General features: G+C 69.8%; 16 protein-coding genes and 6 pseudogenes. 6 read left to right on the top strand and 16 right to left on the bottom strand.

The features are described from left to right. Window positions 1-64: 64 nt before the first annotated feature. On the bottom strand, window positions 65-439 hold the full coding sequence (locus tag ACZ8AI_RS14300) for an ABC transporter permease (RefSeq protein WP_464858808.1): 375 nt from the start codon (window positions 437-439) through the stop codon (window positions 65-67). 116 nt (window positions 440-555) lie between these two features. Here ACZ8AI_RS14300 and ACZ8AI_RS14295 point away from each other — a divergent pair, with 116 nt between their 5' ends. Continuing rightward, window positions 556-684, top strand: coding sequence for a hypothetical protein (locus ACZ8AI_RS14295; RefSeq protein WP_464858745.1), 129 nt, complete (start codon window positions 556-558; stop codon window positions 682-684). A 268-nt stretch (window positions 685-952) separates the two neighbouring features. On the opposite strand, the gene ACZ8AI_RS14290 is transcribed toward ACZ8AI_RS14295, so the two are convergent. The 5 genes and pseudogenes from ACZ8AI_RS14290 to ACZ8AI_RS14270 form a co-directional block, all read right to left on the bottom strand. Further along, on the bottom strand, window positions 953-1894 hold the full coding sequence (locus ACZ8AI_RS14290; RefSeq protein WP_464858744.1) for an ABC transporter permease: 942 nt from the start codon (window positions 1892-1894) through the stop codon (window positions 953-955). Then, window positions 1894-3309: a M14 family zinc carboxypeptidase gene (locus ACZ8AI_RS14285; protein WP_464858743.1), complete on the bottom strand. Its 1416-nt coding sequence runs from the start codon at window positions 3307-3309 to the stop codon at window positions 1894-1896. Before ACZ8AI_RS14285 ends, ACZ8AI_RS14290 begins: the two co-directional genes overlap by 1 nt. 7 nt (window positions 3310-3316) lie before the next feature. Then, a pseudogene (locus tag ACZ8AI_RS14280) lies at window positions 3317-3796 on the bottom strand (ABC transporter substrate-binding protein); the annotation flags it as partial. A 142-nt stretch (window positions 3797-3938) separates the two neighbouring features. Then, window positions 3939-4451 (bottom strand): annotated as a pseudogene (locus tag ACZ8AI_RS14275) (ABC transporter substrate-binding protein); the annotation flags it as partial. Window positions 4452-4575: 124 nt separating this feature from the next. Further along, window positions 4576-4731, bottom strand: a pseudogene (locus ACZ8AI_RS14270) (ABC transporter substrate-binding protein); the annotation flags it as partial. Window positions 4732-5101: 370 nt separating this feature from the next. Here ACZ8AI_RS14270 and ACZ8AI_RS14265 point away from each other — a divergent pair. The 3 genes and pseudogenes from ACZ8AI_RS14265 to ACZ8AI_RS14255 all read left to right on the top strand — a co-directional run bounded on the left by ACZ8AI_RS14265 (window position 5102) and on the right by ACZ8AI_RS14255 (window position 7262). Further along, window positions 5102-5742 (top strand): annotated as a pseudogene (locus ACZ8AI_RS14265) (FMN-binding negative transcriptional regulator). Then, window positions 5627-6739: pseudogene (locus ACZ8AI_RS14260) on the top strand (amidohydrolase family protein); the annotation flags it as partial. The pseudogenes ACZ8AI_RS14265 and ACZ8AI_RS14260, both read left to right, overlap by 116 nt. Before the next feature lie 88 nt (window positions 6740-6827). Then, entirely contained in the window at window positions 6828-7262 is a 435-nt protein-coding gene (locus tag ACZ8AI_RS14255) for an amidohydrolase family protein (protein WP_464858742.1), read from the top strand. Here ACZ8AI_RS14255 and ACZ8AI_RS14250 read toward each other — a convergent pair. From ACZ8AI_RS14250 to ACZ8AI_RS14235, 4 genes and pseudogenes are all read right to left on the bottom strand, one after another. Then, window positions 7219-8244, bottom strand: coding sequence for a hypothetical protein (locus tag ACZ8AI_RS14250; RefSeq protein WP_464858741.1), 1026 nt, complete (start codon window positions 8242-8244; stop codon window positions 7219-7221). The two genes, ACZ8AI_RS14255 and ACZ8AI_RS14250, sit on opposite strands and share 44 nt — an antisense overlap. Before the next feature lie 51 nt (window positions 8245-8295). After that, window positions 8296-9226 (bottom strand): annotated as a pseudogene (locus ACZ8AI_RS14245) (Fpg/Nei family DNA glycosylase). Between the two features lie 28 nt (window positions 9227-9254). Then, window positions 9255-9743: a ribose-5-phosphate isomerase gene (locus ACZ8AI_RS14240; protein ID WP_071293717.1), complete on the bottom strand. Its 489-nt coding sequence runs from the start codon at window positions 9741-9743 to the stop codon at window positions 9255-9257. 22 nt (window positions 9744-9765) lie between these two features. Further along, window positions 9766-10359 (bottom strand): helix-turn-helix domain-containing protein, encoded by a 594-nt coding sequence (locus ACZ8AI_RS14235; protein WP_464858740.1) that lies wholly within the window; start codon window positions 10357-10359, stop codon window positions 9766-9768. Between ACZ8AI_RS14235 and ACZ8AI_RS14230 the strand changes: the two genes are divergently transcribed. Then, window positions 10358-10975 carry an N-acetyltransferase family protein gene (locus tag ACZ8AI_RS14230; RefSeq protein WP_464858739.1) on the top strand — a complete coding sequence of 206 codons (618 nt, stop codon included), beginning with the start codon at window positions 10358-10360 and terminating at the stop codon, window positions 10973-10975. The two genes, ACZ8AI_RS14235 and ACZ8AI_RS14230, sit on opposite strands and share 2 nt — an antisense overlap. Here the strand turns inward: ACZ8AI_RS14230 and ACZ8AI_RS14225 are convergent. The 6 genes from ACZ8AI_RS14225 to ACZ8AI_RS14200 form a co-directional block, all read right to left on the bottom strand. Then, window positions 10888-11640 (bottom strand): hypothetical protein, encoded by a 753-nt coding sequence (locus ACZ8AI_RS14225; protein ID WP_464858738.1) that lies wholly within the window; start codon window positions 11638-11640, stop codon window positions 10888-10890. The two genes, ACZ8AI_RS14230 and ACZ8AI_RS14225, sit on opposite strands and share 88 nt — an antisense overlap. Before the next feature lie 110 nt (window positions 11641-11750). Then, the gene (locus ACZ8AI_RS14220; protein WP_464858737.1) at window positions 11751-11882 is read right to left on the bottom strand and encodes a hypothetical protein; all 132 of its coding nucleotides are present in this window, start codon (window positions 11880-11882) and stop codon (window positions 11751-11753) included. Between the two features lie 195 nt (window positions 11883-12077). Then, window positions 12078-12386, bottom strand: a complete 309-nt coding sequence (locus ACZ8AI_RS14215) for a hypothetical protein (RefSeq protein WP_464858736.1) — start codon at window positions 12384-12386, stop codon at window positions 12078-12080. 175 nt (window positions 12387-12561) lie between these two features. Continuing rightward, complete coding sequence (locus tag ACZ8AI_RS14210) at window positions 12562-13536, bottom strand: hypothetical protein (protein WP_464858735.1); 975 nt, start codon at window positions 13534-13536, stop codon at window positions 12562-12564. Between the two features lie 44 nt (window positions 13537-13580). Next, window positions 13581-13838, bottom strand: a complete 258-nt coding sequence (locus ACZ8AI_RS14205; protein WP_464858734.1) for a hypothetical protein — start codon at window positions 13836-13838, stop codon at window positions 13581-13583. Window positions 13839-13992: 154 nt separating this feature from the next. Next, window positions 13993-14637, bottom strand: a complete 645-nt coding sequence (locus ACZ8AI_RS14200; protein ID WP_464858733.1) for a mycothiol-dependent nitroreductase Rv2466c family protein — start codon at window positions 14635-14637, stop codon at window positions 13993-13995. A gap of 120 nt (window positions 14638-14757) precedes the next feature. Between ACZ8AI_RS14200 and pepN the strand changes: the two genes are divergently transcribed. Then, a complete protein-coding gene (pepN, locus tag ACZ8AI_RS14195) occupies window positions 14758-17337 on the top strand; it encodes an aminopeptidase N (RefSeq protein ID WP_464858732.1) in 2580 nt (859 codons plus the stop codon). Window positions 17338-17390: the final 53 nt, after the last annotated feature.

Below are 17390 nucleotides of genomic sequence, written 5' to 3'. Positions count from 1 at the left end.
TAAGCGGCGACGGTGTCGGTCACGGTGGTCCTTTCGAGAACGGTCTTCGAGAGAGTCTGGCGGGTCAGCGGCGGCGCGGGTCGAGCGCCGCGCGGAGGGTGTCCCCGAGCGCGATGACGGACAGGACCGTCACGGCGAGGAACACCGCCGGCGCGATGAGCACGTGCGGGGCGCGGAGGAACTGCGACGTCGCCGCGGAGAGCTGCAACCCCCACGAGATCGCCGGGCTCTCCAGCCCGATGCCGAGGTACGTCAGCGACGACTCCGACACGATGACCCCGCCCACGGTGATGGTGGCGAGGACGAGCAGCGGCGAGATCGACGACGGCAGCACGTAGCGCGTCGTGATCCGCCACGTGGACAACCCCATCGTGCGGGCGGCGAGGACGAACTCGGCGTTCCGGACGCTCCGCACGCTCGACCGCACGAGCCGGGCCATCGTCGGCCAGCCGAACAGCGCGAGCACGAGCGACACCGTCAGCACGGACCGCTCCCCCACCGCTGTTGAGCACGACGACGGCCCCGAGCAGGAACGGGAAGCCGAGGAACACGTCGGTGAGCCGGGCGAGCACCGCGTCGACCCAGCCGCCGACCATGCCGGCGACGGTCCCGACGACCACGGCGACGACCCCGGCGAGCACGGTGGTGAGCAGCGCGACGGAGATCGACGACCGCGTGCCGTAGACCACGTTCGCGTACACGTCGCAGCCCTGCAGGTCGTACCCGAACGGGTGCCCGGCGGTGGGCGCGGCCCCGCTCCGTCCGAGCTGGCAGACCCGGGGGTCGCCGTGTCCGAAGAACCCGGCGAAGAACGCGGGGAACACGGCGATGAGCAGCACGACGACGAGGACCCCGGCCGGCAGCCAGAACCCCGGGCGACGGACCGCGGCGCGCAGGGGCCGGCGCTTCGTGGCGGTGACGGGGGCGACGGTGGCGCCGATGGCGGAGGTGGTCATGCGGAGGCTCCCGTCCGGACCCGCGGGTCCAGTGCGGCGTGCAGCAGGTCGACGAGGACGCTCGTCACGAGGAACACCAGGATGAGGGCGGTGGAGATGCCGACGACGACCGCGCCCTCGTGCGACCGGATCCCCTGGAACAGCAGGTTCCCGACGCCGGGCAGGTTGAAGATGCCCTCGATGATCACGGTGCCGCCCATCAGGTACCCGAGGTCGGTGGCCAGGTAGGTCGCCGTCGGGATGAGCGAGTTCCGCATCACGTGCACGCCGACGACCCGCCCCGGCGCGAGCCCCTTGGCGCGCGCCGTCCGGACGAAGTCGGCGTCGAGGGTCTCGATCATCGACGTGCGGGTGAGGCGGGACACCGCGGCGAGGCCGAACAGCGCGATGACGAACGCCGGCAGCAGGTACGCCGTCGGCCAGCCCGCCGTGGCACCCGCGACCGGGAACCAGTGCAGCCGCACCGAGAACACGAGCTGCAGCGCGACGCCGAGCACGAACACCGGGATCGCCCCGACGACGATCGTGCCGACGAGCACCGTCTTGTCGAGCACGGTCCCGCGCCGGAGTGCCGACACCACGCCCAGTCCGATGCCGAGCACGATCTCGAGCACCCACGCGGTGAGCGCCAACGTGATCGTGACCGGCCAGCGCGAGGCCATCTGCTCCCCGACGGACTGGCCGCTGAAGTCGGTGCCGAAGTCCCCGCGGAACAGCCCGCCGAGGTACTGCACGTACTGCAGCCAGAGCGGCTGGTCGAGGTGGTACTCCGCCCGCAGCGCGCGGACGACGGAGTCGGTGAGCGGGCGGTCCCCGCCGAGCGCCTTGATCGGGTCGCCCGGCAGCGCGAACGTCATCGCGTAGATAAGGAAGGTCACGCCGAGGAAGACGACGACCAGGCCGCCGACCCGTCGGCCGACGGCGAGCGCCGGACGCATCACGCGCCTCCCGGTCCGCCGGTGGTGACCAGGGACGGACGGGAGGCACGGGTCGGGTCCGACACGTGGCTCGCGCAGGCGAGGATCGCCCCGAACTGCACCCCGACCAGTTTCCGGATCGGGATCGGTGCGGCGTCGGGGACCTCGTCGGCCTGCCAGTGCGCGTACCGCTCCGCGAGGCGGTCGCGGAGCCGCCGGAGCGGCGCCGCCGCCGTGCCGGCGGTGGTCTCGGCCTCGAGCGCACGCATGAGCATGCCGCCGTACCGCAGGCGGAAGCACCGCACGAGGTCCTCGCAGCCGAAGCGTTCGGCGACGGTGGCCATCCGGTCGGCCGGCTCGCGGTCGGCGCGGGCGTGGTCCGTCTCGGGCGCGGACACGAGCATCGGGATGAACGCCCGCGACCCCTCGAGGAACGGCGTCTCGATCGTGAGCATCGGGGACGCCTGGTCGAGGATCTCCTGCAGCTCGGTCCCGGAGGCACCGAGGGCGTCCCCGCACCGGCGGACCAGGTCGGCGTAGGACTCGTCCGTCGGGGTCTGGTCGTCGGCGTCCGGGTGGCTCCAGTACGGCAGTTCGGCGACCATGCAGAGCGCCCCGTGCCGGAGGGCCCACGCCGCGCTCGACCCGCCGCGGATGTGCTCGCCGGGGTCGACGCCGAGGCCTTCGAGGTAGTCGTACGCCTCGGCGACGCCGTCCATCGCGAACACCGCCGGGGCGAGCTCGCGGAGGTACGGCGACTCGGGCTCCCCGGTGTCGAGCGGCAGCCCGAGCGACTCCGGGACCGCGTGCAGGACCTCGATCACGTCGGGGAGGTCCTCGGACAGGTAGTAGTAGACGCCGCCCATCTCGCCGTTGTGCAGGCTGACGAGCAGGTCGGGCCGGGTGTCGTCGATGAGCCGCATGAACGCGAGCGTCTCCGGCAGGACCTGGTCGAAGTACACCGACTTGTGCGCGTTCGGGAACGTCCACTCCACCTGGCTGTCCGGCGCCGGACGGTAGAAGTGCCGCGAGTAGAAGACCCGGTCGTGCGGGTCGTGGAACCACGCTTCGTTGAGCCGCATGCCGTCCGGGTCGATCGTCGGGACGATGTGCCACGTGGTGTCGAGCGACGCGGCTGCCACGGCATCGGCCTCGTCGTCGCTCAGCAGCCACGACGCCAGGTGCAGGGCCGTCCACGAGCCGATCGGCTCGTTCGGGTGCACCCCGCCGACGACGACGGCGGCGTGCGACCCGGTGCCGATCCGGTAGGAGTGCAGGGGTTCGCCGAGCCGGCTGGTGCCGATCCGGGTCACCGTGACCTGCTCGGGGTGGGCCGCGGCGAGCGCGTCGAACCGGGCGTGCAGGTCGTCGACCAGGGGGAAGCCGTCCTGGTTCGGGACGCCCCGGACCAGGCGGAGGACGGTGTCGGTGTCCACGCGGCGGCTACTTCACGGCGATCTGCGCGATCGCGGGGCTGCCGGCGACGGCGGGCAGCTTCGCGATCTTGTCGCTCGTCACGTAGGAGTACTTGTCGAAGAAGGTCGGCACGATCGGGAAGTCCTCGAGGACGGCCTCCTGCGTCTGCTCGTAGTAGTCGTTCGCCTCGGCCTGGGACCCGGCGGAGTCCGCCTTCGCGAGCAGGGAGTCGACCGTGTCGTCCTGGTAGTACCCGGTGCAGGGCGAGCAGCCGCCGGCCGTCGTGAAGAGGGCTCGGAGGGTGTTCTGCTGGCTGATGTAGAGCGCGCCCCAGTGTCCGAAGTGCGGGCCCTGGATCTTCTTCTCCGTCAGCTCCGAGTAGTACGAGGCCCAGTCGGTCGTGGCCTTCGCCTCGGTGTCGACGCCGAGGTTCTGCCGGATCTGGTTCGCGTACGCCTGGTACAGCGAGTCGAGGCCGTTGCCACCCGGGTAGACGAGGGTGATGGTGCCGTCGAAGCCGCCCGCCTTCGCGAGGAGCTTCTTCGCCGCCGCCGGGTCGAACTCGCGAGGCCTCGCCGCAGATGCCCTCCTTCGTGCCGGACATCGACGGCGGGGTGAGCGCGGTGGCCGGCTCGTACAGGCCGCCGTAGATCGCCTTGTTGACCTGCTTGCGGTTGATCGACATCGAGATCGCGCGGCGCACGTCGGGGTCGGAGTACCGCTCGTCCCAGAGCGGGAAGCCGATGTAGTCGATGCCGGGAGCGTCGAAGGAGTGCAGGCGGTCCCCGAAGTCGGCCTTCGCGCTCGTCATCTTGTCGGCGGGCAGGAACAGCACGTCCGCGTTGCCGGCGAGCACGTCGGTGTAGGCGGTGTTCATGTCGGAGTAGCTCCGGAAGGTGACGTCCTTCGTCGCGGGCTTCGTGCCCTCGTAGCCCTTCCACGCGGTGACGGTGAACTCCTGGTTCGCCTTCCACGCGCCCTGCATCTCGTAGGGGCCGTTGCCGATCGGCTTCTTGTCGTACGCCTTGAGGTCCTCGTAGGCGGCCTCGGGCATCGGGTAGAACGCCGTCTGCGCCTGGCTGAGCTGGAGCGGGAACTGGCTGTCCGCGTGGGTCAGCGTGACCGTGAAGGTGTCGTCGCCGGTGACCTTGAGCCCCGACATCTCGCTTCGTCTTCGGCGTCCCCGACGCGGGGTTGAGGTCCGAGTAGCCGACGATCGAGGCGAGCTGCCCGCTGTTCTCCCACGCGTTCGGGCCGTAGGCGGTCTGGTTCCACGCCTTGACGTAGCTCTCCGGCGTGACCTGCTCGCCGTTCTGGAACTCCCACCCGTCGCGGAGCGTGATCGTCCAGGTGACGTTGTCGTCGCTCTCGACGCTCTTCGCCGCGACGTCGTGGAGCTCGCCCTTCGCGTCGGTCTGCGTCAGCGGGGCGAAGAGGCTCATCACCTGGTCGAACGCGACGGTCTGCCGACCGGGGGGGGGGGGGGGGGGTCAGGTGGTCCGGCTCGCCGGTGGCGTAGACCAGGCTGCCGCCCGATCCGGAGTCGGTGTCGGCGGTCCCGCTCGCCGAGCATCCCGCTGCCACCAGCGCCACCGTGGCCGCCGCGGCCAGCGCGGCGATCGTCCTGCGTCGCATGATCTCTCCTCGATCCCTGCGCCCGGGTCCGGCCCGGCCGTCGTTGGAGTGAAGCTAGGCCCGTCCAGTTCCCGACCACAAGACTTCTTTCAATCAACTCTGAAACTTTTACCGAGTTGAAACACACGGGAAACGGCAGCCGTCGCGCTCGCCGAGCGGGTGTGCCACGCTCGGAGCATGCGACACACACCGCACTTCCTGATGACGGACGTCGACGAGGTGCGCCGCCTCGTCGCCGAGCACCCGTGGGCCACGATCGTGTCGCACACCGACGCCGGCCTGGTCGCGTCGCACTACCCGTTCCTGCTCGAGCAGGCCGGCCCCGACGAGATCGTGCTCGTCTCCCACGTCGGCCGTCCCGACGAGCAGGCGCACGAACTCGGACGGCACGAGGTCCTCGTCGTCGTGCAGGGCCCGCACGGCTACGTCTCCCCGCCTGGTACCCGCCGGAGCAGTTCGTGCCGACCTGGAACCACGTCACCGCGCACCTCTGGGGCACGCCGGAGATCCTGTCCGACGACGAGAACTTCCGCGTCCTCGGTGAACTCGTCGACCACTTCGAGCGGGTCATGCCCGCGCCGGTGTCGGCTGCAGGTCGACGAGGAGACGGCCCGCCGGATGGCGAAGGGCACGGTCGGCATCCGCATCCGGGTCACACGCTTCGACGCCCGCGCGAAGCTCTCGCAGAACAAGGCCCCCGAGGTGGTGGACCGCATCGTCGCGGGCTCCGCGGGGACGGCCTGTACGCCTCGCCGGCGCTCGCCGACGAGATGGAACGAGCGCACGCCGTGCGTGTGGACGGCCTGGAGGCGCGGTGAACGAGGTCCTGCTCCGCACCGTCCGCAGGGGGGGCACGTCCGGTGCCCCCGCCGACGTCCGCATCGTCGACGGGCGGGTCACCGACGTCGCGCCCGCCGGCACGCTCGATGCAGCCGGCCCCGACACCGACGTCGTCGAGGCAGCCGGCGCCTGGCTCGCGCCCGGACTCGTCGACCACCACGTGCACTTCGACCAGTGGGCCCTCGTCCGCCGCCGCGTCGACGTCTCCGCCTGCGACTCGGCGGAGTCCACCGCAGCCCTCCTCGCGGAGGTGGCCCGGACCGGCGTGGCGGACCGCGTGCTGGTCGGACACGGCTACCGCGACGGGCTGTGCCGCGTCCCGCCCGACGCGAGCTGCTCGACCAGGCCGCGCCGCGCCTCCCGGTCGTCGTCATCAGCGCCGACCTGCACGCCGTCTGGTGCAGCACCAGCGCCCTCGCGCACTTCTCGGAGGTCGTCGGCCGACCGCTCGTCGCGACCGAGGACGGGATCCTGCGCGAGCAGGACGCGTTCGACGTGACCGGTGCCCTCTCGTGGGTGCCGGACGACGTGCTCGACGGGTACGTGGCCGACGCCGTCGAGGCGGCGAGCGCCCGCGGGGTGACCCGCGTGGTCGACCTCGAGATGGTGTTCGGCCTCGACCGCTGGACCCGCCGCGTGCACGCGGGAACGGACGGCCTGCGGGTCGGGTCCGGTGTCTATCCGGCCGAGCTCGACGCGGTCATCGCTCGCGGACTCCGCACCGGGGACGTCGTCGACGGCACCCGCGGACTCGTCCGGATGGGGCCGTTCAAGGTCATCACCGACGGGTCGCTCGGCACCCGGACCGCGGCGAACGCCGACGGTTCCGGCGTGCTGGCCTGGCCCTTCGACGAGCTCGTGGCGATCACCCGGCGAGCGGTGGCCGCCGGGCTGACCCCGGCGGTCCACGCCATCGGCGACCGGGCGAACACGCTCGCGCTCGACGTGTTCGAGGCGGTGGGCGCCCGCGGCACGATCGAGCACGCGCAGCTGCTCGACACCGCCGACCTCGAACGGTTCGGCGCGGCTCGGGGTCACGGCCTCGGTGCAGCCCGAGCACGCCATGGACGACCGGGACATCGCCGATCGGCACTGGGCGGGACAGACCGACCGCGCGTTCGCGTTCGCGTCACTCGACCGTGCCGGTGCGCGGCTCGTGCTCGGCTCGGACGCCCCGGTCGCGCCGCTCGACCCGTGGGTGTCGATGGCGGCAGCCGTCGGGCGCGACCGGGACGGCCGTCCTGCATGGCACCCGGCCGAACGGCTGTCCGCGCTCACCGCGTGGCGGGGATCGACGGACGGTGGCCGGACCTCGGTGGCCGTCGGTGACGTGGCGGACCTGGTGCTCGTCGAGTCCGACCCGCTCGCGGTGGGGGTCGGCGTCCGCGTCGCTGCGGGCGATGCAGGTGCTCGCGACGGCGATCGCGGGACGGTTCACCCACCGCGAGCTTTAGTCAGTCGAGGGTCTCGAATTTCGGCTTCGGGGCGAGTATCTTAGGCGCCGCTTTCCCCAGGTGCAACCATTGAGGCGCTTGCACCGAGACCAATTGCTTCTGTACGTTCACGAGGTTTTGCTGCGCCGCATCGTTCAGCGCATCTTCAATCTCGAGCACCGACGCTTTGCCAGCTTTCACAAGCTGATCCTGAATCTTTTGCGCCTTTGCGCTCGGCTTTGCCCAATACTTACTCTGAGTATGTTTGCCCAGCTTATACACTGCCTCGGCTACACAGGCATAACCATCATTGAAAAGCCCCATGAACCCGTCCGGGTCCGGGAGAGCGACCGTCCAGAGGCCGGTTTTGGGGTGGTATTTCACGCCGGACTTCAGATCTTTCGCTTCCGGCACAATAGCGAGACGCAGACCGGCGCCACCCTCGAGATCGCGCCACTGACTCTTCACTGTTGCGGCAAGATAACGCTCACCAATCGCATCGGTGACGAACAGGTCGGACTTCCAGATCTTCTCAATGCGTGTCCCGAGATTTCCCTCAGCGGCCGGGCCGGCAGCAGCCATTCGGACCCACGGGCCGAACGCGAATGGTCTTCCGCGCCCATCAGGGAGCAACCGAGCCGCAGTGCCGGCTTCATCAACTACCGCGTCCAGGAATCCCAGATGCTTAGCGCGCTCGTATCCGAACATCACTGAACTAGGAACTGAACCCCGAGGAATATGTTTGGTTGCACGACTTAGCGCCTCGCCAACCATCTCCGTGACACGGCCCTCCGAGCCCATCAGCGCCTCGTGTACAGCCCATTCAAAGCCGTCGCCACGCATACCCTTATCGCGGTCGAGCCTCGATACCATCGCGAGTTGCTGGAGCGTAACGTCAGATCTGTCGGATTGCAGGACTTCCAAGTCATCCTGACCAAGCTGGTCAAGCAGCGCGCGAACGATTGACCGGGCGACGGCGTACAGGGCGCGCCCATATTCATCCGGCGGGTCTCCTTGAACCACAAACGAGATCTCTGGCTTATCCACGCCTCGAACCTAGCGTGACCACGACCTCTACGGGAATACCCAACCTTGGGGCTACTTCTGGTCCTTCGGGCACCAGTAGAGCTTCCGGCCGGCCATGTCCGCCATCCGGATCTCGGTGCCGCACACCCGGCAGGGCTCGCCCTGGCGGTGGTACACCCAGTGCCGGTCCTTCCGGGAGCGCTTCGCCTTCTTCAGCTCGGCCTCGGACAAGCCGTCCATCGTCAGCATGAGTCCGTCGCGGACGCCGTCGTGCAGGAGCTTCGACCAGTCCGCCCACAGCGCCTTCGCCTGCTTCACGGTGATCTTCTTGCCCGGCTTGTACGGGTCGATGCGCTGCCGGAACAGCAGCTCGGCACGGTAGATGTTGCCGATGCCCGCCACCACGGACTGGTCCATCAGCAGCTGGCCGATCGCCACGTTGCGCTTCCGGACGTTGTCCACGAAGGCCTTCTCGGCCTCGGGTCCGTCGTCGTTCATCGGGTCCGGACCGAGCTTGTCGAGTGCCTGCTGCACCTCGGCCGGGGTCTCCACCACGCACGCCGTCGGACCACGGAGGTCGGCGACGGTGTCGTCGGTGAGGATCCGGACGCGCACCTGGCCCACCGGGTCCGGCGGGAAGGACTCGATCGGGTCCTCCACCTTCTCCTGCTCGGCCATCCGGTAGCGCGCCAGGCGGGGTGCCCCGATCGACGTGAGCGACTCCTCGCCGTCGTCGTCCGCCGACAGGGCGGTCGCGGTCGACAGGTCGCCCGCGAAGTCCCACGCTCCGTACAGTCCGAGGTGGACGCGGAGGAACAGGTCCCCCTCGAACTCGAGGAACATCTGCTTCGCCACGGCGCGGGCGGCGATCATCTTCTTGCCGTCGAGCTGTGCGGCGCCGGCGGCGAAGCGCCCCTTGCGGGCTCGACACCTCGCAGCGTTTGCCGACGAAGTGCCGGGAGAACTGGTTGGCGATGCGGTGGACGGAGTGACCCTCGGGCATTGCTCTTGTCTACTCGCGGCCGCTGACGTTACTGGTCGATCTGCTTGCCGGCGATCAGTCCGGTCTGCTCGTACTCGGCCAGCTGCGCGATACGGCGGGCGTGACGCTCCTCGCCCGAGAACGGCTCGGCGATGAAGAGGTCCACGAAGCGGATCGCCTCTTCCTCGGTGTGCTGGCGCGCGCCGATCGAGATGACGTTCGCGTCGTTGTGCTGGCGGGCCAGGAGCGCCGTCGACTCGTTCCAGACGAGCGCTGCCCGGATGCCCTCGACCTTGTTCGCGGCGATCTGCTCGCCGTTGCCGGAGCCACCGAACACGACGCCGAGCGCCTGGACACCCGCGCGCTGGTCCTGCACCACGGCGTGCGCGGCGTTGATGCAGAACGAGGGGTAGTCGTCGAGCGCGTCGTACTCGGTCGGACCGTGGTCCACCACCTCGTGCCCGGCTTCGGTGAGGTGGGCGTTGAGGGTCTTGTTGAACTCGAGGCCGGCGTGGTCCGTTCCGAGGTGGATGCGCATGGAACCGATCCTATTCCTGCGCCTACTGCCCCCGGACCACGACGACGACGTACCGCACGGGGTCCTCGCCGGGGTTCCGGTACACGACGTCGGCAGGCTCGCCGAGCTCGATCCGGTCCCCTGCGCCGAGCCGGGTGGAATCGCCACCGACGACGATCTCCAGGGTTCCGTCGACCACCCAGATGCAGTGCCGCAGGAACGCGTACGCCGACGCCGGGTAGGCGACCTCGCGGCCGGCCGGGAGGCGCACCTCGGTCACGTCCGCGGGGAAGGACGCGCTCGAGACCGGACGGCGCCGGTACCCGGTCTCGGGATCGGTCCAGGAGTCCGCGGTCGCGCCGCGCTGGACGCCGCGCGCGTCGTCGGGATCGGCTCCCCGGGGCACCTCGTGGTCGAGGGCCTCGTCGAGGAGCTGTGACACGGTCAGCCCGAAGGCGCCGGACAACCGGCCGAGGATGGTCGCGGTCGGGCTGGACACCCCGCGCTCGACGCGGTTGATCATCGCGCGGGAGACCCCCGACTCCTCCGCGAGTTCGGTCAGGCTCCACTTCCGCTCGGTGCGGAGGCGTTGCAGCCGTTCGCCGAGGCGTTGCTCGTCGTCTACGATGTGAGACATGACGACAGCATATGCGACGAACGGGGTCGTGATCCGCGACTGCACCCCGGCCGACCTCGACGTCGTGCACGCCCTGCACGTCGACGCCGTCCTGCACTCCACCGCCATCTGGCAGGAGGTGCCGCACCCCCGCTCGTACTTCGACGCGTGGCTCGCCGAGCGCCAGGCGGACGGGTACCCGGTGCTCGTCGCCGAGGTCGACGGGCAGGTCGCCGGCTACGCCACGTACTCGCAGTGGCGGCCGCACCAGGGCTACCGGCTGACCGTCGAGCACAGCGTCTACGTCGTCGAGGCGTTCCGCGGTCGGGGCATCGCGACGACGCTGATGACCGAGCTGGTCGCGCGTGCCACCGCCGAGGGGCGGCACGTGATGATGGCCGGCATCTGCAGGTACCAACACGGGGTCGATCGCCCTGCACGAGCGCCTCGGGTTCACCACCGTGGCGGTCGTGCCCGAGGTGGGCCGGAAGTTCGACCGGTGGCTCGACCTGACGCTCATGCGGCTGCCGCTGGCATGACCTGCGCCGATCACCCCTCGCCGGGCATCGGGACCTCGAGCGGCGGCGGTGACGGTCGGAACGGCGGCGCTGTGTCACCGTGCACAATCGGACGGTGATCGGCGAACCATGCGTACGCGATCGCTTCGTCAGCCTCAGCCGGGCTCTCGTCGAGGCAGTCGTTGCACCGCGCGTGCCAGCCGGCCTCGTCGTGCCAACGGTGTGGATGGCCCTTGGCGACCCAGTCCGGCGACCACTTCACGTCGAAGGCGTACACGATCTCAGCGGCGATCCCCCACGCGAGGTTCTTGAGCGCCGCGTCCTCGATGCCCTTGTCCCACGAGAGCCAGCCGTTGCGGAGTTCCTCGAAGACGTTGTCCGCGAGCAGCTCATGGTTCTTGTCGCCCCACTCGTCGCTCGAGGACCGCACGACGACCGCGGGCACGCTCGGGGTCGTCGCCGGCCCGGCATTGCTCGCCCGGTCGTCCCTGGCCTGGTCGGCGCTGTGGGTCCGCGCGTACCGCTCGCCGTCCGTCGTGTTCATCAGCCAGACCGAGTTCGCGAGGTCACCGTCGGACTCGCCGGCCTGGGGTGCGCTGACGTAGCGTTCCCGGACGGTCGCAATCCGCTCCGCGGCGCTCCGCTCGGGTTCGACGAACGCGAGCTCCGAAGCGACGCGGACGAACATCCCGCTCGTCAGGAGCCCCCGACGGAGGCCGATCTCGACGGACCGCAGCACCATCGCCCGGGCTCGGGTGGCGTCGGGTTCGTGATCGGTCCGCACCAGGCGGTGCAGCGCGCGGAGGTCGGTCGCACAACCGTTCCGGTTGAACTCCGTCAGCTCGAGGAGCAGCTGTTCCTCGGGCGTTCGGGGTGCCGGCTCGGCGCTCGGTGTCAGGCCATCGTCGTGCCGGACACTGCGTCGCTGGACCAGGGGTCCTCCGCATCAGCGGGCGGGATGACGTCGATGTACGACTCGTGCCCGGGGAGTGGTTCCCGCATCGCGGCGATCGAGCCGTCCGGCATCGCGCGGACTTCTTCGGCAGGGAACGGGACGTACTCGAGGCCGGCGTCGAGACAACGATCTCGTCCCCGTGCGGCTCGACGACGTTGCCGTCGGCGTCCCAGATGTCCCGGAACATTTCTCCTCCGTGCTCCCACGGGTCGACTCCTACGGCTTCGCGCCGAGCCGCCTCCGAGTCGAACATGCGGCGACCGCGCTCAGTCGAGGTGGCGTACAGGTTCCACACCGTGTCCGGAACGGCCGTAGCGTGCCGCTGCTCGCGAGAGCAGTTCGTCGACGGTACCGCGCCAGTTGGTCCACACGCCGCGGCCTTGCTCATCCGCCTCGATCGAACCAAGACCGATGAGGTCGGCCGTGAGGAGTTGACGAACGTATCCGAGCACTCGGCCTTCCACTTGGTCCTCTGACTCATGGGTTCGGTACGCGATTCCGGTGTGCCAGCCGTAGAGGTCGTCCCCGAGGTCGTCGGACACCGCCGCGAGTAGACGGTAAGTCAGTTCGTTCATCGTGCGTCCTCTGGTAGTTCGTGGCGTGGAGAGTTCTTGGGGAGATGGATCTTGTAACCGACGTCCTTCCCGGCGTTGATCTCGATGGTCGGCCCACCCGATCCGCTGTCCGGCCGCCATTGCACTCGAGATCCATCCGGGAGTTCGACAGAGGTGGAATCGGGAGCACCGCCGCTCATCGGCTTGCCCCCACGGGTGAGCTCTTTCCAGATGTCGACGAGCTCCTCCGGCGTGTCGACCTCGCCGACTGGCTTCTTCTTCGGCACCCGGCCGTACTTCCGCGCCGCTCGATGGCTTCCGCGCCGGTCATCGGCCCGACCACGTCCGTCATGATCCCGGCGCCACCCGCGACCTCGCGGGGCTTACCCGTGAGCGGATCGTGCGTCCAGGCCCACGCGTCCTGGTCCGCCTGTGCCATACGCTGCCGCATGGCATCGGCCGGGGTCTGCTGCTTCGTGTCCCCGCTGAGGCCGAACAGGATGCCCAGCAACCCGAGCGCCGACAGTCCACCGACGGCGCTGCCGGTACCGGCAGCGGTCCCACCAGCAGCGCCGAGCCACGGCCACGGGAACTGGAAGGGTGCGGAGGGGAAGCCCGGAAGCGGCATCGGCGCCACGAGGCTCGCGGTGCGCACGTCGGTCTCATCCCCGGCGAGGCCGGCGGTCGAGTCACCGCCGGTGATGGCCCGGATCTGCGAAGCGAGTCGCCGCTGCCAGTCTCGCCACTGTTCGTTCCAGTCCGAGACCGCTGCCCGGAGCGCCGCGTCCTCGGCAGCGAGGCCGGGGACCTCGTCCCACGACGTGCTCGAGTCCGGCGGCTCGGGCAACGCGGCGTCGTGACGTTCGACCGCGGCGTGGAGCCCGCCGGCGAACGACGCGATCCGCTCGATCAGTGCGGCCCGTCGCGTCTGGAGCTCGGCGAAGTCGAAGGATGCCCGATCGACGACTTCGTGCAGGCGCTCGGCGCTCTCGGCGAGCTCGGTCGCGACAGCGGTGGACCGGTGGGTCATGGCGGGCATCGCGGCGCTAAAGCCGGCCATCTCGAACACCGCCGGCATGGTGGACCAGGAGTGCTCCCCGTCCGATGCGGCGCTCCGCACATCGCCGGAGGCAGCGCGGAGGTCATCGGCGGCGGCCAGTACGGAACCCATGTCGAAACGTATCTCGTCGAGCGACGCCGCCGAGACCACACCGCTCATCCCTGCACCGCGTGATCGGCGGTGCTCGCCATCTGGCCGTCCGCTTCGTCGACGGCAGCGAGCGCGATCGTCCCGACCGCGCTGACCGCCTGGAGGTGCGTGCCGATCCTCGACGCTGTCTCGGTGCGCTCCGACGCGAACGACCGCAGCGCCGCTGCGATCTCCGGCGATCCGCTCGCCGCTTCGGCGAGCGCGTCGAGCGCTCGCGTGACCTCGTCCGCACGTCGGCTCACGTCCGACGCGGCCGTGCGCACGCTCGCGACGGTCCCCACGGACGCCACGCGGTCAACGCGGTACGACTCCCCCATGTGGATTCCCATCCCCTGATACTTCACCGGCCGGAAGCGACCGTAGCAGGGCCTGGAGGCGCGGTGCCAGCCCGAACCGCGCCTCCAGTCCGTCAGTCGGTCAGTCCGTGGTGTCGAAGATCGGACCGACGGTGCGGGACCGCTTCAGCTCGAAGAAGGCGGGGACCTTCGCGACGGCGACGACGCCGTCCCACAGGTCGAGCGCTTCCTGGCCCTTCGGGGCCGGCGAGATGACGGGGCCGAAGAAGGCGGTGCCCTCGACGGCGATGACCGGCGTGCCGACGTCCTGCCCGACGCGGTCGATGCCGTCCTCGTGGCTGGCTCGCACCGCCTGGTCGACCTCGTCGGTCCAGGCGTACTCGAGCAGGTCGGCGTCGAGGCCGAGTTCCTGGAGCACGGCGGGCACGACCTGCTCGGGGTCCTTCTCCTGGCGGTGGTGGATGTGCTCGCCGAGCGCGTCGTAGAGCGGCTTGACGATGTCCTGCCCGAGCCGGAGCTTCGCGGCCGTGACGATCCGCGGGTAGACCTGGCCCGCGTGCAGGCGCTCCTTGTAGTCGGCGGGAACGTCCTGGTCCTCGTTGAGGACGAAGAGGCTCATCACCTTCCACGTGACGTCGAGGTCGCGGTGCTGCGCGACCTCACCGACCCAGCGGCTCGTCATCCAGGCCCAGGGGCAGTTCGGGTCGAACCAGAACTCCACAGCGGTGCGCTCGTCGGTCGTCTTGTCCACAGTCGTGTCCGTCACGCTGCGACCCTACGCCTCGTCGCTAGGCTGGTCGCATCGTCCCGCCGGTGCACGACGCCGTGCCGGGACTCCCCCACGCGGACATCGATCGTCCGTGTCCCCAGCGAAGATGGAGCGTCCGTGCCCGGAGAGAACCTCACCCGAATCGAAGCCCAGGAACGTGCCGCGATCGTCGACGTGCAGACGTACGACGTCGAGCTCGACCTGACCCGCGGCGCCGAGACCTTCGGCAGCACCACCCGTGTGCGCTTCACCGCGACGCCCGGTGCCTCGACCTTCATCGACGCGATCACGAAGACCGTGCACTCGATCACGCTGAACGGCACGGCGCTCGACGTCGCGTCGGTGAACGACGGCGTCCGCATCCAGCTCGACGACCTGCAGGAGCAGAACGAGCTCGTCGTCGTCGCGGACGCGCTGTACACGAACACGGGCGAGGGCCTGCACCGCTTCGTCGACCCGGTCGACGACGAGGTGTACCTGTACTCCCAGTTCGAGGTCCCCGACTCGCGTCGCATGTTCGCCGTGTTCGAGCAGCCCGACCTCAAGGCCGAGTTCACCTTCACCGTGACGGCGCCGTCGCGGTGGCAGGTCGTCTCGAACTCCCCCACGCCGGAGCCGCACGTCGACGGCGACGTCGCCACGTGGTCGTTCACCCCGACCGCGAAGATCTCCAGCTACATCACGGCCCTGGTCGCCGGCCCGTACGAGGTCGTCCGCGACGAGCTGACCAGCCGCGACGGCCGCACCATCCCGCTCGGCGTGTTCGCGCGCAAGTCGCTCGCCGAGTACCTCGACCCCGAGTACGTCTTCGACATCACGAAGAAGGGCTTCGCCTACTACGAGGAGAAGTTCGACGTCGCGTACCCGTTCGAGAAGTACGACCAGCTGTTCGTGCCGGAGTTCAACGCCGGCGCGATGGAGAACGCGGGCGCGGTCACCTTCACGGAGACCTACGTCTTCCGCTCGAAGGTCACCGACGCCATCAAGGAGCGCCGGGTCGTCACGATCCTGCACGAGCTCGCGCACATGTGGTTCGGCGACCTCGTCACCATGAAGTGGTGGAACGACCTGTGGCTCAACGAGTCGTTCGCCGAGTGGGCGTCGACGATCGCCACGGCCGAGGCCACCGAGTGGACCGAGGCATGGACCACGTTCCAGGCGATGGAGAAGTCCTGGGCCTACCGCCAGGACCAGCTCCCCTCGACGCACCCGATCGTCGCGACGATCAACGACCTCGAGGACGTGCAGGTCAACTTCGACGGCATCACCTACGCGAAGGGCGGTTCGGTCCTCAAGCAGCTCGTCGCGTGGGTCGGCATCGACGCGTTCTTCGCCGGGGTCTCCGCGTACTTCAAGAAGCACCACCACTCGAACACCGAGCTCCGCGACCTGCTGGTCGAGCTCGAGGCGACGAGCGGCCGTGACCTCTCCGACTGGTCGAAGCTGTGGCTCGAGACGGCGGGCGTGAACACGCTCCGCCCCGAGATCGAGGTCGACGAGTCCGGCGTGATCACGTCGTTCGCCGTCCTGCAGGAAGCCCCGGCCGACTACCCGACGCTGCGCCCGCACCGCCTGGCGATCGGGGTGTACGGCTTCACGACCGACGCCGAGGCACCGTTCGGCGCCGACACCGCGTCCTCGGGCGGCAAGCTCGAGCGCACGCACCGTGTCGAGATCGACGTCGACGGCGCCCGCACCGACGTGCCCGAGCTCGTCGGCGTGCACCGCGGCGACCTCGTGCTCCTCAACGACGACGACCTGGCGTACGCCAAGATCCGCCTCGACGAGCACTCGCGGCGCACCGCGATCGAGCACCTCGCCTCGATCGCGAACCCGCTCGCCCGCTCCATCGTCTGGGGCGCGATGTGGGACGCCACCCGCGACGCCGAGTCGCCCGCCAGCGACTACGTCCGACTGGTGCTCGGCAACATCGCGACCGAGACCGAGTCGACGACGATCCGCACGACGCTGTCGCAGCTGCTGCTGACGGCACGGAACTACGTGGCACCGGCGAAGTCCGACGCCGCCGTCCGCACGGTGGGCGACACGCTCTGGCAGCTCGCGTCCTCGGCCGAGGCCGGGTCGGACGCGCAGTTCCAGTTCGTGAAGTTCTTCGCACAGATCGCGTCGACGCCCGAGCACGTCGCCACGCTCTCCGGGCTCCGCGACGGCTCGGTGACGCTGAACGGGCTCGAGATCGACACCGACCTGCGCTGGGAGCTGCTCGAGGGCCTCGTCCTCGTGGGGGCTGCCGGCGACGCCGAGGTCGACGCCGAACTCGCCGCCGACAAGACGGCGTCGGGCGAGCAGGCGGCAGCGCGTGCCCGTGCGACGATCCCGACGGCGGAGGGCAAGCTCGCCGCCTTCTCGTCGCTCGTCGACTCGTCGGACCTGCCGAACGCGATCGTCCGCCAGACCACGGTCGGGTACCAGCACGTGAACAGCCCCGTCGTGCTCGAGGGCCTCGTCCCGAGGTACTTCGAGGTGCTCACCCGCATCTGGGCCGAGCGCAGCTACCACATGGCCGACACCATCGTCACGGGCCTCTACCCGGCGCCGCTCGCGTCGGCCGAGCTCCGCGACGCGGCGACGGCGTGGCTCGAGGCGCACCCGGAGACCCCGGCGCTGCGTCGCATCGTGACCGAGAGCCTGGCCGGCACCGAACGTGCCCTCCGGGTGCAGGCGGCCGACGCCTGAACCTCGGGTGACGGTCGGCGGGGTCTTGGCGTTCCTGCAGGGACGCCGAGGCC

Source organism: Curtobacterium sp. AC273 (assembly GCF_979253735.1).
Note: the sequence above shows the minus strand (reverse complement) of the source record. Positions and strands in the feature narration are given on the sequence as shown.